At 36.4% G+C, this 25,601-nt stretch carries 18 protein-coding genes; 2 read left to right on the top strand and 16 right to left on the bottom strand.

Annotation, left to right across the window (positions count from 1 at the left end; all coding sequences use genetic code 11):
- The first annotated feature begins 117 nt into the window (after positions 1-117).
- A complete protein-coding gene (locus RNZ46_RS05630) occupies positions 118-777 on the top strand; it encodes a helix-turn-helix domain-containing protein (RefSeq protein ID WP_316984402.1) in 660 nt (219 codons plus the stop codon).
- Between the two features lie 12 nt (positions 778-789).
- Here the strand turns inward: RNZ46_RS05630 and RNZ46_RS05625 are convergent, their stop codons facing one another.
- From RNZ46_RS05625 to RNZ46_RS05615, 3 genes are all read right to left on the bottom strand, one after another.
- A complete protein-coding gene (locus tag RNZ46_RS05625) occupies positions 790-1,167 on the bottom strand; it encodes a hypothetical protein (protein WP_316984401.1) in 378 nt (125 codons plus the stop codon).
- Positions 1,168-1,210: 43 nt separating this feature from the next.
- The gene (locus RNZ46_RS05620) at positions 1,211-2,659 is read right to left on the bottom strand and encodes a DUF5689 domain-containing protein (protein WP_316984400.1); all 1,449 of its coding nucleotides are present in this window, start codon (positions 2,657-2,659) and stop codon (positions 1,211-1,213) included.
- Positions 2,660-2,745: 86 nt separating this feature from the next.
- Complete coding sequence (locus RNZ46_RS05615) at positions 2,746-5,550, bottom strand: carboxypeptidase regulatory-like domain-containing protein (protein ID WP_316984399.1); 2,805 nt, start codon at positions 5,548-5,550, stop codon at positions 2,746-2,748.
- A gap of 120 nt (positions 5,551-5,670) precedes the next feature.
- Between RNZ46_RS05615 and RNZ46_RS05610 the strand changes: the two genes are divergently transcribed.
- On the top strand, positions 5,671-6,723 hold the full coding sequence (locus RNZ46_RS05610; protein WP_316984398.1) for an endonuclease/exonuclease/phosphatase family protein: 1,053 nt from the start codon (positions 5,671-5,673) through the stop codon (positions 6,721-6,723).
- A gap of 78 nt (positions 6,724-6,801) precedes the next feature.
- Here RNZ46_RS05610 and RNZ46_RS05605 read toward each other — a convergent pair whose 3' ends face one another.
- The 13 genes from RNZ46_RS05605 to uvrC all read right to left on the bottom strand — a co-directional run bounded on the left by RNZ46_RS05605 (position 6,802) and on the right by uvrC (position 25,399).
- Complete coding sequence (locus RNZ46_RS05605; protein WP_316984397.1) at positions 6,802-7,239, bottom strand: hypothetical protein; 438 nt, start codon at positions 7,237-7,239, stop codon at positions 6,802-6,804.
- 97 nt (positions 7,240-7,336) lie between these two features.
- Positions 7,337-8,692, bottom strand: coding sequence for an Ig-like domain-containing protein (locus RNZ46_RS05600; protein WP_316984396.1), 1,356 nt, complete (start codon positions 8,690-8,692; stop codon positions 7,337-7,339).
- 82 nt (positions 8,693-8,774) lie between these two features.
- Positions 8,775-9,884, bottom strand: coding sequence for a hypothetical protein (locus tag RNZ46_RS05595; RefSeq protein WP_316984395.1), 1,110 nt, complete (start codon positions 9,882-9,884; stop codon positions 8,775-8,777).
- Between the two features lie 12 nt (positions 9,885-9,896).
- Positions 9,897-12,452, bottom strand: a complete 2,556-nt coding sequence (locus tag RNZ46_RS05590) for a TonB-dependent receptor (RefSeq protein ID WP_316984394.1) — start codon at positions 12,450-12,452, stop codon at positions 9,897-9,899.
- Between the two features lie 166 nt (positions 12,453-12,618).
- Complete coding sequence (gene pgi / locus RNZ46_RS05585; protein WP_316984393.1) at positions 12,619-14,238, bottom strand: glucose-6-phosphate isomerase; 1,620 nt, start codon at positions 14,236-14,238, stop codon at positions 12,619-12,621.
- Positions 14,239-14,240: 2 nt separating this feature from the next.
- Positions 14,241-15,533 (bottom strand): M23 family metallopeptidase, encoded by a 1,293-nt coding sequence (locus RNZ46_RS05580; protein ID WP_316984392.1) that lies wholly within the window; start codon positions 15,531-15,533, stop codon positions 14,241-14,243.
- A complete protein-coding gene (locus RNZ46_RS05575; protein WP_434063039.1) occupies positions 15,515-16,435 on the bottom strand; it encodes a tryptophan 2,3-dioxygenase family protein in 921 nt (306 codons plus the stop codon). The genes RNZ46_RS05580 and RNZ46_RS05575 overlap by 19 nt, the downstream gene beginning before the upstream one ends.
- A 4-nt stretch (positions 16,436-16,439) precedes the next feature.
- Positions 16,440-17,222, bottom strand: coding sequence for a DUF3108 domain-containing protein (locus RNZ46_RS05570; RefSeq protein ID WP_316984390.1), 783 nt, complete (start codon positions 17,220-17,222; stop codon positions 16,440-16,442).
- A 382-nt stretch (positions 17,223-17,604) separates the two neighbouring features.
- A complete protein-coding gene (gene hppD / locus RNZ46_RS05565) occupies positions 17,605-18,765 on the bottom strand; it encodes a 4-hydroxyphenylpyruvate dioxygenase (RefSeq protein WP_316984389.1) in 1,161 nt (386 codons plus the stop codon).
- A 115-nt stretch (positions 18,766-18,880) separates the two neighbouring features.
- Positions 18,881-20,038, bottom strand: coding sequence for a homogentisate 1,2-dioxygenase (locus tag RNZ46_RS05560; RefSeq protein WP_316984388.1), 1,158 nt, complete (start codon positions 20,036-20,038; stop codon positions 18,881-18,883).
- 255 nt (positions 20,039-20,293) lie between these two features.
- The gene (locus RNZ46_RS05555) at positions 20,294-22,531 is read right to left on the bottom strand and encodes a patatin-like phospholipase family protein (protein WP_316984387.1); all 2,238 of its coding nucleotides are present in this window, start codon (positions 22,529-22,531) and stop codon (positions 20,294-20,296) included.
- A gap of 134 nt (positions 22,532-22,665) precedes the next feature.
- Positions 22,666-23,616, bottom strand: coding sequence for an alpha/beta fold hydrolase (locus RNZ46_RS05550; protein WP_316984386.1), 951 nt, complete (start codon positions 23,614-23,616; stop codon positions 22,666-22,668).
- Positions 23,606-25,399, bottom strand: coding sequence for an excinuclease ABC subunit UvrC (uvrC, locus tag RNZ46_RS05545; protein ID WP_316984385.1), 1,794 nt, complete (start codon positions 25,397-25,399; stop codon positions 23,606-23,608). Before uvrC ends, RNZ46_RS05550 begins: the two co-directional genes overlap by 11 nt.
- Between the last annotated feature and the right edge of the window lie 202 nt (positions 25,400-25,601).

Here is a 25,601-nt window from a genome sequence, read left to right as displayed (position 1 = left end):
GTAATTCAAACACGACAATATGAATTTGCGGGTAAATGTCGTAAGAATGTCGTAAATAAACCGCTATCAAAAAATACATTCATGTATAACTTTGAAGTGAATTAAATTAAAAATAACATGAGCATAATAGGAAATAAAATTAGTGAACGTAGAAAAGCAAAAGGTCTTACACAAGAAGAACTAGCGGAGTTGTCTAAAGTAAATTTAAGAACAATACAACGAATTGAAAATGATGAAAACGAACCACGTGGAAAAACGTTAATTTTAATTTGTGAAGTATTAGATATTAACGTTGAAGACTTATTGAATATTAAAAACGAGACTAACTATACAGCCAATAACTTAATATATGGATACACATTGGCAACAAAAGGAACTCGTTTTTTAGCTAATCTTATAGAAACTTTAATATTTAGCGTTATTATTTTTATTCCATATACACTTTATACTTTATCTTCATTAGAAGAATTCCATAATATAGATAGCAACCCTATTGGTATTCAATTTGCTGCAATTTTTGGTTTAATTGTAGGAGCTATTTTTTATCCGATATTTACTGGTAATTTAGGACATCGCATTTTTGGTTTAAAAGTAATATCTAGTGAAACAGGAAAGGATTTTAATAAAGCATCAGGTGGAGCTATTCGAGAGCTCTTAAAGGGTGTTTTTAGCTTCTTTATTATACCTATTATATGGATTTTATGGGATGAAAAAAATCAAAACTTGTATGATAAACTAACTAAAACTGTTGTTGTAGATAAAAATTCTAAAGTTTAATTGAGATGGCAACTAAACAGCCTGAAACACAACATAAGCCAATCCTAAAACAACAAACGGTAAAACCCAAAGCAGCCAAATATTGGTTTGTGGTTTTTTCTTTTTAATCATTTTTGCGTTTATCATCATACGTCTTTTACCCGTGTATTGTATCCAGTTCTTAAAATGAATACCAATAGACCCTATAATAAATAATGTCCAGGCACTTGTACTCGACATCGTATCGGCATGCAATTGATTAAAAAAAGCGGCAAAAAAACAGCCTAAAAGAAACACTAAACTTATTTGAAGTACCGATACATACATTAAGGCTAGGGTATTTGCCTTTTGTTTGTATCGTTTTTTATAAAACGAAAAGATAGAATAGTAAAATTGATCGAAAACTGTCATTTGGCGAAATTAATGTTTTCTAAATGACTTTATACTATTTTAATCATTCTACATAATCCACACTTATATCATCCAATTCGTAAACACCATCAAAAGTATCTTGTCCGCTGCCCAAATATTTAAAGGCGATGTGCATAATGCCCGTTGCACAGGATAAATCGACGGTACCAGAATTAAACCAGGGCACAAACGAGTCGGTATCCTTTACCACATATGCGGCAGATAACACACCCCAAGTTGCCGAGGTAATATTAGCTTCATTACCATCCCAATCCAGTGAATATAACACTTCCATAAAACTACTATCGGCCAAACTGTTTGATGTTTTAAAACGCAGTGTAACGCCCTCATGTGCATCTAAATCTATAGCGGGTGTAATTAACCAACCAATGCTACTTGGGTCTCCAGAACTGGCAGGTTGAAATCTTGCAGAGCGCCCCAAGGAAGCGTTGGACGAGGTTGACGAGTAGCCTTCCCAAGCTACTGTGCCTTCTTCAATATAATTGGTCCAACCGTCAATTTCAATGGGTTTATTGTTTTTTTGAGATTCAAAATCTTCCATAAATAAATTTCCTGAGCCAACGGTTGAGGCTAATCCGCAATCCAATTCCATAGGGTCGCATCGGTCATCATTATCCAAATTTATATCTCGGGTGCTATTGATGATTAACACATTAAAATCGTCGCCAAAATCCCTACTAAAAATTCCGGTAACGGAACCTTTTCCCTGCGGAACGATTAAGGATTTAAAATCGGCAAACGTGCTGGTTTGCAAAATCATTGAAATACCAGAATCGCAACTTTCCAATAAGCGATGACCGTCAAACTCATCGAAAGATTCGCTCGCATAAGTGGCACCCATTTCAAATCGGTTTAACTGCATATTATTTAATTGAATTAAGGTGTTTTTATCCCACTCATTCAAATCTGATAGGTTGGCTACTTTAGGGGTTATGCTTGCAATCTCGTTACTTCTTATTACAATGTTTTTATACTCGGCTGCTTGTATTTGTTTAACGCTTACAGCATCGCCTTTTCCAATGGTTAAAACGCCATTGCTTTCTCCAACAGTTAAGCCCGTGAGTTTTACGTAAACTTTTTGCCCGAATTGATAGGTGTCAGATAAATTGCTCACATTGATATCAATTTTAAAACCCAACCTCGGATCGTTATCCGGACTGCTATCATCTGTTTTGTTTTGAATGATGAGTTCTTCAAAAAAGTTGCCTGATTTATCCGAAGAAACCACATAACCTTCAATGTACAAATCGTTATCATCATTGATTACAACGGTTGAATTTCCATCGTTTTCTGCTTGCTCGTAAAGTGATTTAATAGCTTTAAAGGTGGTTATTTTATCTTGAGGAATGTTGGGTTCGGTTACCGAAACATCGGGCATACTGTAATCGTCGTCTTTTACACAAGACACAAAAACAATGCTCAATGCCATAACAAATAATAGCGCTTTTGTTTTTTGAATTTTAGTTTTCATAATTTATATTTTTAGTTTCCCGCCTTTGCGGAAATGACATTTTCAATGGAAAACCCAGGGGCAAAACCTCGAGGAATTCTTTTTCATTAAAATCTAACATTCAGATTCAAGAAATAAGTAGTGCCACGGCCGTACCAGTATTTCGATCCGAAAACAGGTTTGTCCAACGCTTTGTCATATCTTAATTCTCTGTAATTAGCGTTTCTACCTTGCTCAAAACCACCGGTTTTATAAACTTCATCTAAAAGATTATTAACACTTGCGAAAAGCCCAACATAGTATTTACCGAGCTTCCACGATTTTCCGCCCACTAAATTCACCACCATATAATCATCAAAACGTTCTTGTTTTAATAAGGTTCGCGCTAATTCTTCGTCGTAATCATTAAACACATTGCCATCAAAATCTGTTGTAAAATTCGAGGAGCGTGTTAGCGGATTGACATCAACATAGGTATTGGCGAAAAAATTTGCCGTAGCACCAAACCACCAAAAATCGGGGTCGCGATAATCAAATCCTACCGAAAACGCATTTTGTGGTCCCGAAGCCAGTTTGTAATTTTTTAAATTGGACTGCCCAAAATCTTTAAAACCATTTACAAAACCAGCGGCAACAGATTCGTCGTCGGGCTCTGTCGATAAAAATAAATTTGGGTTATTAGCATAAGTAAACTGCCCAACCGATGCCACACCTTTCAGTTTTATGGTTGGGGTTACTTGGGCTTCAATGCCCACTTCAAGGCCTAAATGTTTTTTGTCTATGCCTTGTAAAATCTCTTGAACAAAGGCTGTGTTGTCGCCTCCAACGCCATCGGCAAAATAGAACGATATTTCGCTGGCATCGGTTATTTTAGTGAAATAACCCGTTAGTTTGGCTTTAATAATTGACGACCGGAAAATATAACTGCCATCGATACTTAGTATGTTTTCTTCGGAAATGTTGGGTACGATATTATGATTCTCCCTTGAATTTGAAAATGTGTTTTGTATGGAAGGCGCTCTGGAAATATAACCCATATTGGCATCAAATACATGTTTACCTGTAAGTTTATAGGTAAAGCCTCCTTTGGCTCCAAAACCTGTAAAGCTTAACTTGTCGCCTTTGCCCAAAGAGTTATCTGGAAATCCACCATTTTGATACTTGCCGTCTCTTTGGTATTGGGTGTTTTTTAAGCTTGCGGAGATATAAAAATCTGTTTTTTTAAAATTGAATTGTGCCTGCGCATAAGCACTCAATTCGCTGGCAAGTATATTGTAATGGTATTTAAAAATATCGCCTTCGCCAACTACTTTATTGGGGTTTAATAAATCGTTTTGAGCTTCATCAATAGTTGTGGCAAAACCATCAATATCCAAATAGGTTGATGCGCCTAAAAGGTCTAAAACCTGTGCAAAATTTTCAGATTTTAAAGCCTTGTAATTTATAGCGGCATTTAGCGTAGTACGGTCGTTTAATTGAGTGTTTAAAATAGAATTTAGGGTGAATTGCGAATCATCAACGCGGTCTTCATACAAAGCATAAATGGCATTGTCGCCTTGTTGTGCATTATTAATATTAGCGTTGTACATGGCAGTCCAATCTATTTGCCCGTCATCCAAAAATTTATTTAAGGCTAAGTAAGCAAACTGCAAATCGTTAGGAAAGTTTCTTTCAAAATAACTTGGTAGCTTTTGGTAATAGGCCGGACTTGGGTTTGCGCCGCCACCCTGAGGAAAGCCATTAACCAAATCGGTGCCATTATAATCCAATCGGCTATTGCTTAATTTTCCAAATTGATATCCTAAATTTGTGTTTAAGTTAGTTTTACTATTGATGTTCCAATAGTGGTTCAACAAGATTATAGGTTCGTTAACTTCTTTAATTCTACTGTTGCGTTTTTCGCCGTTTTGCCAACCCCAATACTCGTTATATTTTATGCCTTTTAAATCGTAAATCTCTTGTGTGTTTGGTGACGATTTCCCGCGGCGATTCGGCGTGTAAATGGCTGTTAGATTTAAACTGTGGGTATTATTTATTTTTTTTTCCACGGAAGTGAAAAATGAATTTGAACTATAATGCGTCGCTTCTTGATAACCCTCGTTTCCCCAACGTCGCCCCACCGAAATGGTGTAAGCCCAATTATTTTTTAATAAGCCCGAAGCATAAGTTGCCATAAACCGATTGGTGTAACTTCGGTTTGATGACGAGTAGGTTATGCGGCCACCAGACCGTGCTTCGGAGGCTCTCGTGTTTATATTGGTACTACCCAAAACGCCGCCAAAAGTATAGTTTGATGGCGTTAATCCTGCCGCTAATTCTTGGTTTCTCAACACATCATTTATACCGCCCCAATTGCTCCACTGTGGTCGTCCGTTATAAGTTTTGTTCATTTCAATGCCATTGATTAAAACGGAGCTGTGGTTAGAATCTAAACCTCTCAATCTAAAAAACGATGCGCTAAACTCGAATGCCGCGGTACGCTGAAACACATCTAATGACGAGGCCAACAAGCCCGAAATATTATCGGCACCACTGGTGTCGTCGTTCAGCTCGTCGTCGGTAAGTGTGATGGTGAATAAATCTTGGTTTCTGGAGGCTTCGGTTTCTAAAGTCATGCCCGTAATGTTTACCGTTTTGTTCTCATTAACAACTATGGGATACCTTTTGGTTATGTATCCTATTTTAGAAATTCTTAAAACCTGTTCGCCCAAAGGCACATTTAAGGTAAAAACAAAATCGCCTAAAGCATTGGTTTGTGTGGTTTGTTTAGTTGCTTCAATAGTAACGGTAACATTAGAAATGGGCTTAAAAGAAATGGCATCTAAAACACTGCCTTTTATAGTGGTTTGTTGCCCGTAGGTTATGGAGACTGTAAAAAATCCAAATAAAAAAAACAGTACGCTTTTCTTCATATCTATTTAGAAACAAATTATTAGAACTCGTAACACTTAAAAATAAATTTATTCATTTAGAATAACTTTGGCTTAGGTTTTGTATTATAGCCAATGCAACCCGTTAGTTTGTTATTAAAAATGAATATTATTAAACTTAGTATTACCATTCTTTTTTTTGGGCTTATTTCAACTGCAAATGCTCAAGAAAAAAAATTCAAAATCCACACGATAGCCTTCTACAATTTAGAAAATTTATTTGACACTATAAATGACCCGAATAAATTTGATGAATTTAGCCCGATGATGGAGCTTAAAACCAATCGATCTGCTGTTTATAAAAAGAAGGTGAAAAACATGGCCCGGGTTATTGCCGATATCGGTGCTGATATTACAAACAACACACCTGCTATTATTGGTGTTTCTGAGGTTGAAAATAGGGCTGTTCTTGAAGATGTGCTAAACGATTCGTTGCTACTTGAAAAAGATTATGGCATTGTGCATTATAACTCGCCAGATACGCGCGGGATTGATGTGGCCTTATTATATCAAAAAAAAATATTTACGCCCACGCATACAAGTAGTCATACCCTCAAAATTTATGACGATGCTAGTAAAAAGCGCGTGTATACCAGAGATCAACTTTTAGTAACTGGAAATTTAGATGGCGAAAGCATTCACGTAATTGTAAATCATTGGCCTTCAAGAAGAGGTGGGGAGGAGCGGAGCAGACCCAAACGTGTGGCAGCTGCTAAATTGAATAAGCATTTAATTGACTCGGTTCAAGCCATAAATCCGTATGCCAAAATATTTGTTATGGGCGATTTAAATGACAATCCAACCAACAAAAGTGTAAAGCATGTTTTAAAAGCGAAAAAGGATAGAAAAAAAGTAGGCTTTAAAGGAATTTATAATCCGTTTGAATCGTTTTATGCCAACGGTGTTGGCACCAATGCTTTTAGAGATAACTGGAATTTATTCGACCAAATTTTGATAACGAAGCCTTTGTTGGAAAAAGATTTTACATCGTTCCGATTTTATAAAGCGGGCATATTCAATAAAAATTATTTGATAAACAACCGTGGAAAATATAAAGGATATCCAAAAAGAAGTTTTTCCAATGGTACGTTTACCGATGGGTTTAGCGATCACTTTCCTGTTTACGTTTATGTAATCAAAGAGGTTGCAGATTAAAAATCTTCATAAAACAGAAAACCTGACAGGGTTTTAAAATCTGTCAGGTTTTATTATATATTGAATGTTCTTTGTGTTTTAGCCCATCCACGTACTCCACGGAATTCTTGATAAAAATAACACGAGCGCAATGGTATAAAAAATTGCTATTGTTTTTAATTTAGAAGCCGATGTTAGTTTCTTTTTATGTTTGGAATAGCCTATGGTAATTAAAGCAACTGCTATTATATTTACAAAAGGATGCTCAACAAGAAATAAGCGTGCTATTGAATTGCTCATCACCTTACCTCCCAATTCACTCCAAAGTTCAAATCTTGGTGATACAAAATAGAGTATCAATCCAATTAATAATTGAATATGAGATACAATTAAAGTAAAAAGCGAAATTCTAAAATCTATAGCTGTGTACTCTTTACTTCCAATTGTTTTAATGAGAGCGTTTCCTGCTGCAATAATTAAAACCAATAAAACCAGATAAGCCCAATAGGAGTGCAAATTTAAAAGCGTATTATACATAATTTATATTTTTAAAATTTGATATTAGCAAAAGTAATAATAAAAGACCTAAAAAAACCGCTTTGTTGGTAGCGGTTTTTTTAGAGCTTATGAGTTTTTAATTCCACTTGTTTTCAGCATCGTTACCACCCCAAATTAGGGTCGCTAAATACGGGTTGTCTATAAATGGATTTCTGTTGCCTTGGGCGGCATAAATAATATTGTTTCGCTGCTCTTCGAATGTTGATACAGGATCTTCAATATTCCATTTAATAAATAATTCTAGACTGCCTACTTTTTCGAAAGTTTCACCGTATCTTATGTTTAAGTACATAATCATTCGGGCTACATCACCTTTCCAATCATCACCAGGAAACCATTCTTCTGTTCCCAATGCGTAAGAACCGCTTCCGTCGACAAAGGGATAATTAAGTCTGTTACTATTAACGGTGGCGTCGCAAGCTCTTAAATGATGCAAGTCTGTTACGGCATCATCGGCTTCAAGTCGAGACTGCGGATAAATATGTTCGGTGTTAAAAGTTTGTGGCGAATATGAATTTGTGCCCGAAGTGTATTCTTCCCAATACCTGCTTTCTCCAGAGTACATCAAAATAACATTATCCGCATTGTTTTCGTCTTCATCGGCATTATACAAATATTGGTGTCTTTGACCGTAAGATAGTATGGTGGCATGTTTTGCTTTTGTTAGGTCCTCTAATTCGCTAAACATTAAATCGGTGTCTTCCGAAAATATCACTCCAGAATAGTAGTCTACCAGTTCTGCAGGAATGTTAAAGTTTATAGCGGCAATTACCGTAATGGTAACGGTTGCCGAATCGCAAGAATTCGTTGGTGTATCGTCATCACAAATGGTATACACAAAACTATCTGTACCCGTAAAATCGGTTGGAGGCGTGTAGCTAACGGTGCCATCGGTATTTAACACTACCGTTCCCTGGGTTAAACTGTTATCGATAGACGTTAAAACGGCACCATCGATTACAACGTCGTTATCCAAAAGCGTTGAAATTATTTTCGTACTATTTTCCAGTACATTTATAGCATCGTCTTCAGCTGTGGGATTTCCTTCGTCGGTTACGGTTATTGTAACGGTTGCTGTTGAGCAGTTTTTAGGTTCATCATCGTCACAAAGTGTATAGGTAAAGGTGTCGGTACCAACAAAATTATTTGCTGGTGTGTAAGTGTAGGTTCCGTTTCTATTGTCTTCAACAGTTCCACCGTTTGTTGATGCAGTATCAAAAGAGGTTATTCTTGCATTATCAACTACAGTATCGTTATCCAAAAGGTGTCCTAAAACTAGTTTTGCATCTTCCACGCTTGTTGCAGTGTCGTTCACAGCTACGGGCTTACCGTCATCGGTTGGTGTTGGGGTTGGCGGTGGCGCATCGTCGCCACTTGAGCTACAATTGGAAAATGCTAAGAGAACAAGTAATAATAAACAGATTTTTTTCATAATATTAATAAGTGTATTAATTTTTTGAGGAAAAAAAACCACCTCGATTGAGATGGTTTTTTTATTTTAACAATATACTATATTATTGATAAACCCAAACGCCTCCAGTTTTAATAACGCTTTTTGTTTCGTTAGTTGTAGCGCCATTGTAGATTATAAAAGTAAGTACATATTTCTGTCCTTCTTCTGCACTAGGGTGTTTGTTATCCAACAGTAAGTTAAATGCTTCTAAAAGCATGGCATCACTCCAGTAGTTGCTGCTGCTTTCTCTTCTGTCAAAACTTCCAAAGAAGCCAACATTATCTGCAGGTCCAGGATAAGTACCAATAAGCGCATTAGATATCAATGCAACATCATCAGTTGTAAAAGTGTATTTTATGGTGTTATCTGGCACCCAGGTTGTTCCATCATGTCCAAACTGAACAGTTTCTTCAGCTACATTACTGTAAGCTGAAAATGCTACACCATCAAAAATATACGCAGCGGTATAGCTTTCTGTTACGCCTCCGCCAACATATAACTCATACATTGATAAAACGATATCGCCAGCACTCTTAGGGTTAAATTTAAAGATATCTAATAAAGCAATTGGAATTTTCTGGTTTGCTTCATCTTCACTAGAAAAGTTAGGAAAACCTTCGCCCATATCGTTATATTGATCTTCTGTAAATCCTGTGAATTTCACCCATGATCCGTCTTCAAAAGCAAAACCATCGGTTAATGTCATTTCACCACCGCTATAAAAACGATATCTTAACGATACAAAGTCGCCTTCTTCTGGATTTGGATAAGTCGCATCTAAATAATCATAAATGTGTCCATTTTCATCAAAATTTCCATATGTATTCCCTGTTATCGCATTATGTTCTGCATCTGACAATTCGTAAACAGCTGCTTCGTAAGTTTCAATGGGATTGTACCACTTAAAAGTTACTAAAGCTGAAGAACCTTTACCCCAAACAGGGTATTTGTCTTCTAAGAAACTTGGTAGCATCGCTTTAGCATCATCTACAGAGTTAAAATTTCCGAAATTCAATTCAAGCTCATCGTAGTCTTCATCCGATAGGGTTATAACAGCATCACCAACTATAGGATTAGCTTCTGCATCTATCTTGTTATAGATATCTTCATTAGGATTACAACCTGTAAAGGTTATCCCTAAAACTGCTATTAAATAAATTAATTTTTTCATTTTCTTTTTTTTTTAAAAATTAAGTTTTGCTCCAATACTAAATGTTCTTCCGTATCCAAAGTATACTAAGGCTGAATCTGCAGTAGATCCAGATCCATCTTGGGCATCAGAGATGTATTCAGTATCAAAAACATTATTCATTCTTGCTGTTAAACTAGCATCGAAAGAGCCAAATTTAAAGCCATGTGTCATAGCTATGTCAAATAGTCCGTATGCAGGCATTTTCCACGCAGGAGGTGCGCCTTCTGTTCCTCGGTCACTTGGGTCAAAATCTGCATAAATATTGTCATAATAATTATAATCAATAATAAGTCTCGTTTCTGGAGAAAATTTATAATTAACACCCAATGCCATTGTTGTTTGGGCGGCATCAGCAACATGTAGGTCTTTAATAAATAGATCTACTGTTTCCACTACATTTTGGTCTTCATCAAGAATATCAACATCTGTTACGTTGCTATCCCATCTCCAATCTCCTAAAGATGCCATACCAGTAATGTTTAAATTAGCATTAGCTCTATAAACAAAATCCAACTCTACTCCTTGGTGAATGGCATTTACGCCTAAAATATTGGCAGCAGCTCTTGTTCCGTCAGGTTGTTGGAAGGATGCTGTTTCTGTTCTATCATTCCATCTGGTACTGTAAAGGTTTACATTAGCCGATAGTTTTTCACCACGGAAGCCATAACCTAATTCAAAACTTGATATTTTTTGATTTGGTGCGTCTGCGTTAATATTATCATTGCTAAAGTTTAAAAATACAGCATCAAAACCTGGAGCTTTTTCGAAGTAACCAAGGTTTGCAAATACATTATGATTACCATCAATTCTATAATTCGCACCACCTTTAGCGCTGTATCCAAAGAAATTGTAATTGTCTGTTTCTTGTAATGGATCACTATCTAAATAGTTAAAATAGTCTATTCTCTTATAAGACGTGTTTGATGCCGCTAATGATATAAAAGTATTGAATTTTTCATTGATATCATACTCTAACTGGCCAAAGGCACCTAACCAACCTACTTTACCATCGTTATAATAATCTCTTTTGTCACCCACTTGAAGTGCTGCATTAGGGTTGTTAACATTTCCATCATCCAAAGCGTATTGGGCTCCTAATAAATCTGTTACTTCTGAGAAATGAATACCTGTATAGTTTCTGTAGTCTAAGCCTGTTAATAAAACTAAATCATCAGACAGGTTAGTTTTTAAAGTAGATAATACACCATACCAATTATGGTCATTACGAGATGCTCGTAAATAAGTTTCAGCTCCATTTGCTCCTGCAGCAATGTTTTCATCTACAATTTTATCAAAATCTATAGGGCCAAAATTCCCAATTCTGTATTCTCCTTGCCCTGTAGAGGCATCAAAACCAAACTTATAATCTCCAGCAGTACCGCCTCCACCACCAGACCCGAAGGATGCGTATGCAGAAGTATTAATTGAGGTATTGTCATTTAAATTCCAATAATGGTTTAAAGACATTTGAGGTTTGTTATAAAAGTTATCTTCTTGGTGTGTTACTTGTCCATTCTTATAACCCCAATCTGCATTAAATTTTCTACCTCTATCACTTTTTCTAAAGGTTGAAATTAGCTGTCTGTTTTGTCTTTGTCCATGACGTTGTTTGGAACCAAAAGCTGAAAAAGACAACTTATGTGCATCGTTAATTTCTTTAGAAATATTAACAAAATAAGAAACTCCTGTAAATTCAGTACCATCAACGTACCCATCTCCTTCTGTTTTGGCAGCTGATACTGTAGCAGCAAAACCGTTTTCCAATAAGCCAGTTGAATAAGTTAAACCAAACTTTTTGTAACCATCGTTAGCTATAGTAGTAAATACGTTACCGCCAGCTTCAACATCAGTAGTTTTTGTAATGATGTTTATGGTACCTCCAATAGACGGTACTGCTAGTTTGGAAGCTCCCAAACCTCTTTGAACTTGCATTGAGCTTGTAACATCTCCCAGTCCTGCCCAGTTAGACCAATATACACGACCGTTTTCCATATCGTTAACTGGAATACCATTAATCATAACGGCTACATTTTCTGAATTAAAACCACGAAGATTAATTCTTCCGTCACCATAACCACCTCCAGCTTTAGTAGCATATACGCCTGGAGTTGATTTTAAAATCTCAGGAAATTCTTGCGTTCCTAATTTAAGCTCTATATCGGCTGCTTTTACAGTTGATACGGCAACTGGTGTTTTTCTGTCAACAGCCACAGAAGCAATAATTTGTATTTCATCAAGACCTACTTGACTAGATTCTAGGAAAATATTTCCGAGATCGGTATCTCCGGAAAAAGATACGGTTTTCGAGCTATAACCCACAAAAGTGATTACAATTTCGCCAGAGGAAGCTTGCGTTTTAAGCGTGAAGTTTCCATCAAAGTCTGAAGTTACACCATTGGTAGTACCTTTTTCGATAATATTAGCTCCCGGAAGTGGTATATTGCTTCCTGTTTCTAAAACCGAACCGGTTAAAGTACTTTGTGCCATAATTACTGTAGAACATAAAAAAGCTACAGTCAGCAATAAAAATTGAGAAGTTTTTTTCATAATTTTAAATTAATTATTTTGAAATTAGTCGACGCAAAAATACATATAATTAAGTAATTAACATTAACTAAATGTTAACAAACTTAACATTTAGTTATAAACAAAAAAAGGCAAATATTAACAATATTTGCCTTTTTGATGTTGATTTTAATGATATCGCAATAAATTAAGATAAATTCTTGTAATAATTCAAAAGGTTGCTTGTGGAAGAATCATGATTGCCAATGGCACTTGTACCAAACTCTTTTAATATTTTACTGGCCAATTGCTTGCCCAATTCGACCCCAAACTGGTCGTAGCTAAAAATATTCCAAATAATGCCTTGTACAAATATTTTATGCTCGTATATCGCAATTAATTTCCCTAAACTTTCGGGTGTTAATTTGTTTATAAAAATAGTATTTGTTGGCTTATTGCCTTTAAATATTTTGAATGGGATTATGGATGCATCAGTGCCTTCAGCAATAACTTCGTCTTTGCTTTTTCCGTTTAAAAGCGCTTCGGTTTGTGCTAAAAAGTTAGACGTTAATTTATCCTGATGGTCTTGATTGCCGTGTAACGACTTTACAAACCCAATAAAATCTGCTGGTATTAATTTAGTGCCTTGATGAATAAGTTGAAAAAAGGCATGCTGCGAATTGGTTCCCGGTTCGCCCCAAATTAAAGTGCCTGTTTCATAATCTATAGCATCTCCGTTTCTATCAACGCTTTTCCCATTGCTTTCCATAATGCCTTGTTGCAAATAGGTTGCAAATTGATTTAGGTATTGTGAATAGCCAATTACGGCTTCGCTTTCGGCTTTAAAAAAATTGTTGTACCAAACACTTATTAGCGCTAAAACTACGGGGATGTTGGTTTTAAAATTTTCTGTTTTAAAATGGTTGTCCATTTTATGGGCACCGTTTAACAAATTGTCAAAGTTGTTATAACCCATGGCTAAACTGATGCTTAAACCGACGGCACTCCACAGTGAAAAACGACCGCCAACCCAATCCCACATAGGGAAAATATTGTTCTGGTCTATGCCAAAACTCTTTACGCTTTCAATATTTGTAGAAACCGCAACAAAGTGTTTTGCAATGGCCTCTTGACTTGCAGTTTTTAGAAACCAATCTTTAATCGTGTTGGCATTAGATAAGGTTTCTTGCGTAGTAAACGTTTTTGAAACCACCACAAAAAGTGTGGTATCGGGATTTAGTTTTTTAATCACTTCATTGACGTGATCGCCATCAACATTGCTAACAAAATGTGTGGTGAGGTGATTTTTGTAATATTGTAAGGATTCCACAACCATGGCTGGTCCTAAGTCAGATCCACCGATACCAATATTTACAATATCGGTAAATGGTTTGCCTGTAAAGCCTTTTAAATTACCGTTTACAACATCGTTTGTAAAAGATTCAATTTTTTGTTTTACTTGATGGATTTCTGGCATGACGTTAACGCCATCAACATAAAACTCGGCATTATTAGGAGCGCGTAATGCGGTGTGTAATACGGCGCGCCCTTCGGTTTGATTAATTTTCTCACCTGAAAACTGACTTGCAATAGCGTCTTTTAATTTAACTTCATCAGCCAATTCCAACAAGTAGTTGAACGTCTCTTCGGTTATTCTGTTTTTTGAAAAATCAACATAAAAATCATCCCAAGTAATGGTAAATTTATTAGCTCGGTCGCTGTCTTGTGCGAACAAATCTTTCATGTGAACATTATTGATTTTCTTATAATGCTCTTGCAATTTTTTCCAAGATTGGGTTGCGGTTGGGTTTATGGTTGGTAGTGGCATACTTATGAATTTGCTTGAGTGATTATGGCTTGTTCTTGTTCAATAATTTCAGGTTCAAATTGAATATTGTCCAATTTATATTTTATAGGTTTGATATACTCTAAAAACTTGAACTTTAAGGAATCTGAAATAGGTTTAGCTTCTGGTAATTTTTGCTTAAAAGGATCGACTTCCCTTCCGTTTTTCCAGAAGCGATAACACACGTGAGGTCCGCCGGTATTACCTGTCATACCTACTCTTCCAATAATATCGCCTTGTTTTACAAACTGCCCTACTTTAACTAAGCGTTTGCTCATATGCAAATATTGGGTTTCGTAGGTGGCATTATGCCTTATTTTTACATATTTACCATTACCACCTCTTCGTGTTGAAGCCGTAACGGTTCCATTGGCAGTCGCCATTATGGGGGTTCCAACAGGGGCAGCAAAATCAGTGCCTCTATGTGGTCTTATTTTATAACCATAATATGCAATTCTTCGCTTTAAATTATATCGAGAAGATAATCTGCCAAATTTAATAGGTGATTTTAAGAAAGCCCTTCGTAAATTTTTAGCTTCATGATTAAAGTAATCTATGATGCCCTTGGTTGAATCTGTTACAAATTGAAAAGCGTAAAAAGGTTCTTTATTATGCTCAAAATAAGCTGCTTTAACGTCGTGTATACCACCGTATATAGAATCGTCAATATATTTATCAGTATAAATTACCTTAAATCGGTCACCTTTCTGAAGTCTCCTAAAATCGATCGTCCAAGCATAAATATCGTCCGCTAATTTATTGGTTAACACTGCGCTTATGCCTTTTTCGTCCAAAGTTTCAGAAATGCTACTTGTAATAACGCCAGACAATGTTTTTTCAACATAAGTGATGGGTTTCCGGCTTTTAAAGGCGTGAATAGAATCCTTGAAATTTATAACCACATATTCTTCTTTTGTGGGTTGATAAATAAAGCTCTCTGGAACCTCTATAGAGTCTTTGGAAAACAACATGGTATACGGTTTACCCACTTGGAGTCTACGAATATCAAAAGTATCTTTAGCTTTTTCAGCAATATGAAATATTTTCGGGTAGCCTATGTTGTTTTGCTCTAAAATAACTCCAAAAGTATCTCCCTTTTTTATGGTGTCTCTTTTAACTGTATAGTCGTTTAAATTAAAGCCAAATTCATAAACTTCCTTTGGTTTCTCAACTATAGCAACTTCTTCTTGTAAAACTGGTGTTGGCTCGGGTTTGTCTTTTTTGCAAGCCATAAAGGTTAGGGCTAGTAAAGCCCATACTAAACATTTGTTCCCCATTCTCGTAATTCTTTTTCGGTCCATAATTCTGGAAAAAATATTCTTCTTTGATATTTCGGGTGCATGTATTTCACCCATTCACTTCCGCCCGTAGCTTCGGCTGTTTTACCGCCTATGTTTAAATAGTGGTTTGCGGTGTTGTAATGCGCCATCACCCATTTTATGTTTACTGTATAATCGTAGTGACGCATGGCTTTAATTAAGCTTTTATCTGCCTGAACTGCTTCTGGAAGTTTTCTAAATTTTGATAATAAATTGTTTGTGTTGTAAAATTTGGTAAATCTAATAAACTCTTCTTTATAACGTTCTTCAAAAGCTGTTAAAGTATAGCTTTTTTTACCTGTTTTATAATCTTTTCCGGCGGCTTGCCAATACAAATGCTCGAAAGCATGTTCGTAAGAGGTGTTTCTGTCAATAGAATCCCTAAACCTGTTGTCTATAAGGTTGATGAGCTCTGTGGATGCAAATTCAATTTTTCGATATTGTGCACTTTGAAATCCGCTTGCCGGGGTTAATGTTTTTCTAAATTTATTGTACTGCTCCACGTCCATACCGTCTTTCATAATTGTAAAAGACGATGTAAGCATATCAAAATAACGACTGATGCGCATTAGTTTTGAGGTGAACAATTCGGCATCAACGGCATCGTGTTTGGCCACTTGCTCGATTTCGCCCAGTATCATTTTAAACAACAGCTCGTTTATTTGATGGTACATGATAAATACCATCTCGTCGGGCAATGTGGTGCGCTGTATTTGTAAATTCAATAAGGCATCTGTTTGAATATAATCCCAATAATTAATGGGTTTGCTATATAAAAGACCTTCTAAATGAACCTCTAAATCTTGGTCTATGGCCTCGTATTTTTCTTTAAGCTGGTTGGTAATATCTGTACTCAAAATCTATTTAATTTTCAACAACAATTTGGAATGGGTGTTTTAAGCCCTTAAAAGCCTCAAGGTCTGCTCTTAACGATCCCACGGCTAAATCTGCTTTAATGCGCAAAGGTACTTTATTTTTGTCGTTTGACACCCAAAGCGTTAAACTTTCTTCTTCTTTAAAAACGCGTCCTGCCATTACATAAGGCCTAAATTTTAGGGCTTCGATTTTACCAAAATTGGTGCTTATGGTTTCTTTGCCCAAATACTGTAATTTGAATCCGTAGGTTTCTTCGTCAAAAAACATGTCAACCTTAAACTCATCGCCAATTTTTAAAGTGCTTATATCAATGTTGTTGCGCAAATAGTAATAGGTAGACACCATATCTTGTATATTGGGCTTGGTGCTCCATACTGTTTTTTTCTTGTGTTTTTTGTCGTTTACGTGGGCTTTGTTGTTTTTTTGGTCGAAGTCAATTTCAATATCCTTGGTGTGCCCGCCCTCATCTATGTTTCTAACAAATTTATAAGGTAACAAGGTTTGTTTGTCAAAGTAGCTTTCATAGCGGTCCTTTACTTTAAAAAACCACTTTATCATACCCGTGGTTTTTCCTTTTCCAACCACATGGTAAACATCTTTGTTGTTTAACTTGGAGTCTTTAACGGTAAGTGTGGCCTCTCCAGCTTTTAACCAGTTGCTGTAACTCATTCTAAATTTAAACCATTCGCCATCGCCAAACGCAGACTCCTGTTGAGAAAAAGCCATTTGCATGGTGCCAAATGTGAGTAAAATAAGTAGTGTTTTTTTCATGTTTTATTGGGTGATAGGTATTGTAACTCTTAGAGTTTACTTTTATTGTTGTACGCAAGAAATTACAATTACTGTTCCAAAAATATAAAAATTCTTTACACAGCCTGTTATTATAAGAAGCTCTTAACGTTTTTTTGTTACATCGAGTTAAAAATCATGCTCACATTTTTTTCTTTTTCGATGAAAGGGTATAATTAATTAAAATCTAGGTTTTTATAGGATGTGAAGTGCTAGCTTAAATTATATGCTTGAAAATGTGAAATAATTAAAGTACTGAATATTTATTAGTAGGGATTGCCTATTGAAATTTTATAGGTTTTATTTGAATTAGTTTAGTCGATAATTGCACGTTTACCGGAGTTGTAAACGTGCAATTTGTTTTTTAAAGCGTCCCTCTATTGGCTTGTTCGCGTTCAATAGATTCAAAAAGAGCTTTAAAGTTTCCTGCGCCAAAACCGCGTGCGCCCATACGTTGAATGATTTCAAAAAATAGCGTGGGTCTGTCTTCCACAGGTTTTGTGAATATTTGCAATAAATAGCCTTCCTCATCGGCATCAATCATAATGCCTAAGCCTTTAAGGGTTTCAATATTTTCTTTTAACTCATGGCTGTGTTCTTCCAAACGCCCCGGAACAGCTTTGTAATAAGCTTCTGGCGGCGTTGATAAAAACTCAATACCTCTTGCTCTCAATTGAGATACCGTACTGATTATATCATCTGTCGCTACGGCAATATGTTGTACACCGGCGCCTTCGTAAAAATCGAGATATTCTTCTATTTGCGATTTCTTTTTGCCTTTTGCGGGTTCGTTAATGGGGAATTTTATACGTCCGTTACCATTACTCATCACTTTACTCATAAGTGCGGAATATTCGGTATGGATTTGTTTATCATCAAACGATAAAAAGTTTTCAAACCCCATAACGTCTTCGTACCATTTTACCCAAGTATTCATTTGTCCCCAACCTACATTTCCAACCATGTGGTCAATGTATTTTAAACCCACTGGTGTAGGGTTGTAATCTGATTTCCACTCCCGAAAACCCGGTAAAAATGTACCCTTATAGTTTTTGCGTTCCACAAACATGTGTACGGTTTCGCCATAGGTGTAAATACCTGCGCGAACTACTTCACCGTGATCGTCTTTTTCAACCGTGGGTTCCATGTACGATTTGGCGCCACGGCTTGTGGTTTCTTGGTAAGATTTTCTAGCATCGTCTACCCAAAGTGCAATCACTTTTACACCATCGCCATGCTTTACAATATGATCGTTTATTTTAGATTTACTGTTTAATGGCGTGGTTAACACCAAGCGTATTTTATCTTGCTTTAGCACATAGCTTACCGTGTCTTTCGAGCCGGTTTCCAAACCTTTATAGGCGTAGGATTGAAACCCGAATGCGGTTTTGTAAAAGTGGGATGCTTGTTTTGCGTTGCCTACGTAGAATTCTACATAGTCTGTTCCTAAAAGCGGCAAGAAATCTTGGGCGCCTTTAAATATTTTTTCTAAACCGTAGTTTACTGATTTTATGTCTTTACTCATTTGTTTAGTTTTGTATTCCCGCGAAGGCGGGAATCTTATTGTTTGAACTCAATTTTAATAAAATGGATTCCTGCCTTCACTTCGACTAGCTGAGTGTGCACGCAGGAATGACAGCTTACTCCAACCACGATTTATGGTAGCCCTCATCGGCAATTTTCATGGCCTCTTCGGTAACCATTAAAGGTTTAAAGGTATCGACCATTACGGCCAGCTCGTCGGTTTTTGTTTTCCCAATGCTGCGTTCTGTGGCTCCGGGGTGCGGCCCGTGAGGAATACCCGCGGGATGCAGCGAAATATGGCCGGCATCGACATCGTTACGGCTCATGAAATCGCCATCAACGTAGTACAGTACTTCGTCGCTATCGATGTTGCTGTGGTTGTATGGCGCCGGAATGGACTGCGGATGGTAATCGTACAATCGCGGTACAAAACTGCAAACCACAAAGGCATCGGTTTCAAAGGTTTGATGCACCGGTGGCGGTTGGTGAATGCGACCCGTTATAGGCTCGAAATTGTGGATTGAAAAGGCGTACGGGTAATTATAGCCATCGTAACCCACAACATCAAAAGGGTGTGAGGCGTACACCATTTCAATAATATCGTCTTGTTTTTTTACTTTAATTAAAAAGTCGCCATTTTCGTTATGCGTTTCCAATTCTTGGGGTTGCCGAATATCGCGCTCGCAAAAGGGGGCATGCTCCAATAATTGCCCGAACCAATTGCGGTAGCGTTTAGGCGTGTAAATGGGGCGGCGTGACTCGACAATAAACAACCGGTTATCTTCGGTATCGAAATCTATTTTGTAAATAATACCGCGTGGAATCAACAAGTAGTCACCATATTTAAAATCGAGATTACCCAACATGGTGCGTAATTTTCCTGTGCCTTTATGGATGAAAATCAATTCGTCAGCGTCGGTATTTTTATAAAAATAATCTTGTGTGGATTGCTTTGGTGCTGCCAAAATGATAGCACAATCGCTATTGATTAGCACGGTTTTTCGGCTTTCTAAAAAATCGTTTTCAGGTTTTACTTGAAAGCCTTTTAAACGGTAAGATTTTAAATTGTTTTTTAAGGCTATTTTTGGCGCCACACTGTATTGTTTTTTTATTTCCTTGACTTGCGTGGGGCGCTGTTCGTGGTAACTGTTTGTAGACATACCATCGAATCCTATGGTGCCAAACAGCTGTTCGTAATACAAACTGCCATCTGGTTTTCTGAATTGAATATGACGTTTATGCGGAATATTTCCTAATTTATGATAAAAAGGCATTTTTTTAATATTAAAAGTTTATTTCGACTTCGTTCAATAACCAAATTTTAGTCAAAGTTGATTATTTATCTGATGCTTATAAAGATAATGAATTTATAAAGATTCCTGCCTTACTGAAACAAGTTCAGCACAGGTTGAAGGAATGACAATGCCCGCTCACTCAGGATTTCTCTTGATGAGGTAGTGTAGAAATTGTAATAAATCGGCCCAAGATGTTGGTGTCATGTTACAAATATCGTAAAAAACAACCACTTACTAAAACCAAAACCCAACGTTGAAAAACCAAACGCTTTGTTTGGCTTCTGGCGAGTAGCTGAATTTACCTTGAATGGGACCGATTAAAGTATCGATAGCATAGCCTAAAGCGTAGCCCCGATAATCGGGTAGGGTAAACCATTCTCCGGTATCAAAAATATCGTTATCAATATTTGCCCAATTGCCTTCTACTGTAATGTGTTGGTTTTTAAAAATCTCGTAATCGGCTGTTACATGCGCCTTAACGTAACTATTGCCCGTTAATGCCACAAAATCGTAACCTACAAACGGAATAAAATTATTGACTAAATTATTGCCATAACCGCCAAGGGCAAAATCTAAGGATTGCGTAGATTTATCGCCAATTTTAAAACCACCGCTTGTTTTTAAATTAATCGCTAATTTATTAGAAACACTAAAAGCGTAACCCATATCGGCTTTGGCTATCGAAAAATCGTCAAACGTGCCATTAAAACTTGAAGCCAATAAATACATGTGTAAATCGCCATTAAAATACACACCGCGTTTGGGGAAGTATTTATGGTCGTAAGTGTCTAATCTCAAGGTTCCAAAAGCACTAAAATAATCGGTGTTTTCAAATATAAATTCATTATTGTTTGTAATAACGGTTTCAGATTTTATCTCCAAACGCTTGTGTTCTGCGCCAACACTAAAGGCAAAATCTTTTTTTATTAGGGTTTGCAAATAAAACTGATTGGTTTGATCTTGAAAATCGATATCTATTTTATTTAGTCCCGTGGTTGCTATTTCATTGTCATCAAAAAACAATTGGGCGTTCACGTTTTTGTGAAATTGATTAAAGCGCGACCGCAGACCAACACTCCAATAAAATCCTTTGTCGATTAAATACTCGAAATTATAGCGCACGTTATCTCCAAAAACCAAATCTAAAGACGCCATATCGTTGTTAAAAAGAAACCTTTTTTTGGTCACATTAACCAGGGCTGCACTTTTGTATAAATCGTCGTAATGCAAACCTAATTTTAAAAACGTGGTAATATTAGTTTCATTTACGGTTGCTGTTAAATCGTAGCCATCGCTATATTGAGATTTGTTGAATTGATACTGAAAGGCATCAAAATTGTTGGTTGCCACCAGGTTGTTAACGCCTTTATAAAATTCTTTAAAAGCTATTTTTTCATTCAATCTTAACCTCAGTTTCCCCAAAACATAAGCGCGGGTGTATTTACTGTTTCCTTTTAGTGTCACCGAATTAATTCTGATAGAATCTTGGGTGTGTAAATTCACCCTAAACTTCGGTTTGTTTTCATCGTATCTCGATAAATCCTGTAAAGCATGAATTTTGTTATAGGCCGCCGTTATACCCCGTTTTATAATTTTTTCGCCTTCGCTAAAAGAAACCACGGTAAAATCCGTTATGTCGGGTTTTATATAAATATCGGTTTTTTTGGCCTTTATTCTCATGTCTTTTATGGTCCTAAAGTTGTTGATTTGCAACAATACTTCGGGTGCCGAGGTCAGTTCCTCTCTATTGGCCAATCCATCCTGTACATCAACGCCAATGATAATGTCCATGCCTTTTGCCTTGAGCTCGTCAATGGGATAATTGTTGGCAACGCCACCATCAATAAGCACTTGGTTGTTAATAATTACAGGTTGAAACAACGATGGAAACGCGCCACTCGCCATTACAGATTGGGTTAAATTGCCGCGATCCAGCATCACCGATTCGCCGGTTTCCACATTGGTGCCGATGCAGAAAAACGGAATGGGCAGTTTGCTAAAATCGTCAACATCGCTTACGTGCAATGTTAGTTTAGACAGTAAACTGTAGGTGTTTTGTCCTCTTGACAGTGCCGAGGGCAATTTAATTTTCAGCTTATCAAAAGGTAGTGTTATAGCGTATCTTTCGGAGTTATTACGCTCGTAAAAGGCTTTGGACGATCGTGGTAAGTCGTCGCTTATTATTTTATCGAAATCTACTTTTTTAAATATGGAATCTAATTGGTTTCCAGAATATCCTGAAGCGTACAAGGCTCCAATAATAGCGCCCATACTGGTGCCCGCAACATAATCTATTTTAACACCCAAACTATCAATAACTTTAAGTACGCCGATATGCGCCAACCCTTTTGCGCCACCGCCACTTAACACCAAACCGACTTTTACATCGTGTTTTTGGGTGTCTTTGGGTTGCGCTTTCGCGGAAAGTGAAGCGAGCAGCAATAGGGTTAATATGATTGCTTTTTTGTTCAATTTATTGATTGTGTTTTTTAAATTCTGCTACTCTAGCTTTGGGTTATTAATTTCTGTTAATCCATTTTATAATCTCATTACTCGCCAAATCATCTATTTCCCTAAATTTGCTTGTTTTAGAAGTTCTCCATTTTTCAGAATTGATAGTTAAATAATGATCTAAGTTTTTTTAAAACTTTAACATCGATAAATTTATTATTTATCATCTGTAACTTTAATGCATTGTTATTGGCATTGACAAGCTCATCCATTTCCCCTATAATATATAATAACGGTTTATCATTTTGTTTATAAAATAATTCGGTATCAAGTCTAACAAAATCAATCATTTGATCCCTTAAATATATGTTGTAATAATCTTTAGAAAATTTTAGTTTACGCCTTGCTTTTTCGCAATCTTTTTTGATTTTAGATAAGCTTTTGCCAGAATGAATTATCAAATTAAATGTGTCAATCAATTTTTGAATTTCTTCTATAGTTTTGTCTCTGTTTTTAAAAATTTCTATTTTAGAAATTCTATCCTTAAATGAATCTCCTGCATTAACAGGTGTCGCCATTTGTATTAAATAATCAATTTGAGGATTATTAGCAGCAATTGCAATTGATGCCATACCTCCCAAACTATGCCCTATAACGCCTATTTGCTTATTTTTAGTAGCTTCAGATTGAAATAGATGTTTTACACAATAATCTAAATCATTTTTTAGAGAAGTAACTTTTCGACTGTGCTTTCCGTTAGATTTTCCAACGCCTCTTTCGTCATAACGATATACAGCTATGTTATTCTCTAAAAGTTTTTCTGCTAGCTTTGAGTGTGCATACCTTGTATCTTTTCCGCTTCCTGAAACAATAATTACTATTTTATCAAAATTTGATTTTGGAGTTATTAAAGTTCCTGATAGCTTAATATTCTCTTCTATATTTTCAAATTCAATTTCCTGAAAGTCATATTTTTCTTTATTAACTATTTCTCTTTCGTATTCAAAAATATTTTGAGCATTTAAAAAACTAAATGAAAGAACTGTTATCAATAGAAAAATGATTTTCACATATAATTGAAACTTAAAAACAAATTTACTTCCCATGATAATAATTATAAATCTTTTCCGCCCTCGAAACCCCAACCACAGCTTCCAACTCATCCAATTTGGCATTGGCAACACGTTTGGCCGATTTAAAGTGCCTTAATAATTCCACAACCGTTTTTTCGCCAATGCCGGCAATGGTTTCAAGCTCTGTATTTAACGCGGTTTTACTGCGTTTATTTCGGTGATGCTCAATGCCAAAACGGTGCGCTTCGTTACGCAGTTGTTGTATAATTTTTAGGGTTTCGCTTTTTTTATCTAAATATAAGGGAATTGGATCGTCTGGGTAAAATAATTCTTCCAAACGCTTTGCAATACCGATGATGGCAATTTTTCCTCTTAAATCCAGCGCGTCCAAACTTTTTAATGACGACGAGAGTTGCCCCTTTCCGCCATCAATAATAATAAGCTGTGGCAAAGGTTGGTTTTCATCCAGCAAACGTTTGTATCGGCGATATACCACTTCTTCCATCGAGGCAAAATCGTCTGGCCCTTCAACGGTTTTTATGTTAAAATGGCGGTAATCCTTTTTACTGGGCTTTCCATTTTTAAAAACCACACAGGCGGCCACCGGATGTGTACCTTGTATATTGCTATTGTCGAAACATTCAATATGCCGTGGTTCTTCTGCAAGCCGTAAATCCGCTTTCATTTGTGCCATAATACGGTTTACGTGCCTATCGGGATCTACAATTTTATCTTGTTTAAAACGCTCCATCCTGAAATATTTGGCGTTGCGCAACGATAAGTCTAAAATATGTTTTTTATCGCCCAATTTAGGGACAGTTACTTTTATATCGTCGCCCAAATTTACCTTAAAAGGCACATAGATTTCTTTTGATTTTGAATGGAAACGTTGCCGAATTTCGGTAATGGCCAATTCTAAAAGTTGTTGGTCGGTTTCATCCAATTTCTTTTTTATTTCCAATGTGTGCGAACGGATGATGGAACCGTACGACAGTTGTAAAAAATTAATATACCCGTAACTCTCGTCGCTCATTATAGAAAACACATCAACATTGCTGATCTTGGGATTTACAATGGTAGATTTTGCTTGGTAATTTTCCAGAACCTCTATTTTCTCTTTTATTTTTTGGGCGTCTTCAAACTGCATTTTCTCAGCATACTGTTTCATTTGCACTCGAAACTGCTGGAGCGAATCCTTAAAGTTACCTTTTAAAATTTCGCGAATGGCTTTTATGTTTTCGTTGTATTCGGCTTCGGTTTCCAAGCCTTCGCATGCACCTTTGCAGTTCCCTAAATGGTATTCTAAACAGACTTTATATTTACCGGCCTGTATTTTTTCTTCGGATAAATGGTAGTTGCAGGTGCGTAAATTATACAAGCCCCGAATTAAATCCAGCAGTGTAGAAACGGTTTTCATGCTGGTGTAGGGTCCAAAATATTCGCCACAGTTTTTAAACACGCGTCGGGTAGAAAACACTCTGGGAAAACGCTCTTTTTTTATGCAAATCCACGGGTACGATTTATCGTCTTTCAACATCACATTGTAGCGCGGTTTGTGTTTTTTAATCAGATTGTTTTCCAACAATAGGGCATCGGTTTCGGTGTCGACCACAATGTGTTTTATGTTGGCTATTTTTTTTACCAGCACTCGGGTTTTACCGTTGTCGTGCGTTTTGGTAAAATAGGAGCTCACCCTTTTTTTTAGGTTTTTAGCTTTTCCGACGTAAATAATGGTGCCATCAGCATCAAAATATTGATACACACCGGGAGCATTGGGTAAGGTTTTTAATTGTATGTCGAGGGTAGGTTTGCTCATTTTACCAAAGGTAATTATTTTAATTTTTTAGGACTGAAAATACAACCATATAAATGTGTTAAACTTTTATTTTAAAATAATTTTTTGGATTGACTTATTTACTACCTTGCGCCGCTTTTTAAAAAACATATAAGGACAGAAGACGGTTGGCAGATGACCGAAGTTGTTACGACAGTAAATAGGGAATAAGTTAGGGTTGAGC

Source organism: Hwangdonia lutea (assembly GCF_032814565.1).
GTDB classification, from domain to species: Bacteria; Bacteroidota; Bacteroidia; order Flavobacteriales; family Flavobacteriaceae; genus Hwangdonia; species Hwangdonia lutea.
The sequence above is the reverse complement of the archived record's forward strand: the minus strand, read 5'-3'. Positions and strand labels throughout refer to the sequence as shown.

Coding starts and splice junctions, on each gene's coding strand:
- RNZ46_RS05630 (WP_316984402.1), top strand. CDS start 118: ATGAGCATAATAGGAAATAAAATTAGTGAACGTAGAAAAGCAAAAGGT.
- RNZ46_RS05625 (WP_316984401.1), bottom strand. CDS start 1,167: ATGACAGTTTTCGATCAATTTTACTATTCTATCTTTTCGTTTTATAAA.
- RNZ46_RS05620 (WP_316984400.1), bottom strand. CDS start 2,659: ATGAAAACTAAAATTCAAAAAACAAAAGCGCTATTATTTGTTATGGCA.
- RNZ46_RS05615 (WP_316984399.1), bottom strand. CDS start 5,550: ATGAAGAAAAGCGTACTGTTTTTTTTATTTGGATTTTTTACAGTCTCC.
- RNZ46_RS05610 (WP_316984398.1), top strand. CDS start 5,671: ATGAATATTATTAAACTTAGTATTACCATTCTTTTTTTTGGGCTTATT.
- RNZ46_RS05605 (WP_316984397.1), bottom strand. CDS start 7,239: ATGTATAATACGCTTTTAAATTTGCACTCCTATTGGGCTTATCTGGTT.
- RNZ46_RS05600 (WP_316984396.1), bottom strand. CDS start 8,692: ATGAAAAAAATCTGTTTATTATTACTTGTTCTCTTAGCATTTTCCAAT.
- RNZ46_RS05595 (WP_316984395.1), bottom strand. CDS start 9,884: ATGAAAAAATTAATTTATTTAATAGCAGTTTTAGGGATAACCTTTACA.
- RNZ46_RS05590 (WP_316984394.1), bottom strand. CDS start 12,452: ATGAAAAAAACTTCTCAATTTTTATTGCTGACTGTAGCTTTTTTATGT.
- pgi (WP_316984393.1), bottom strand. CDS start 14,238: ATGCCACTACCAACCATAAACCCAACCGCAACCCAATCTTGGAAAAAA.
- RNZ46_RS05580 (WP_316984392.1), bottom strand. CDS start 15,533: ATGGGGAACAAATGTTTAGTATGGGCTTTACTAGCCCTAACCTTTATG.
- RNZ46_RS05570 (WP_316984390.1), bottom strand. CDS start 17,222: ATGAAAAAAACACTACTTATTTTACTCACATTTGGCACCATGCAAATG.
- hppD (WP_316984389.1), bottom strand. CDS start 18,765: ATGAGTAAAGACATAAAATCAGTAAACTACGGTTTAGAAAAAATATTT.
- RNZ46_RS05560 (WP_316984388.1), bottom strand. CDS start 20,038: ATGCCTTTTTATCATAAATTAGGAAATATTCCGCATAAACGTCATATT.
- RNZ46_RS05550 (WP_316984386.1), bottom strand. CDS start 23,616: ATGGGAAGTAAATTTGTTTTTAAGTTTCAATTATATGTGAAAATCATT.
- uvrC (WP_316984385.1), bottom strand. CDS start 25,399: ATGAGCAAACCTACCCTCGACATACAATTAAAAACCTTACCCAATGCT.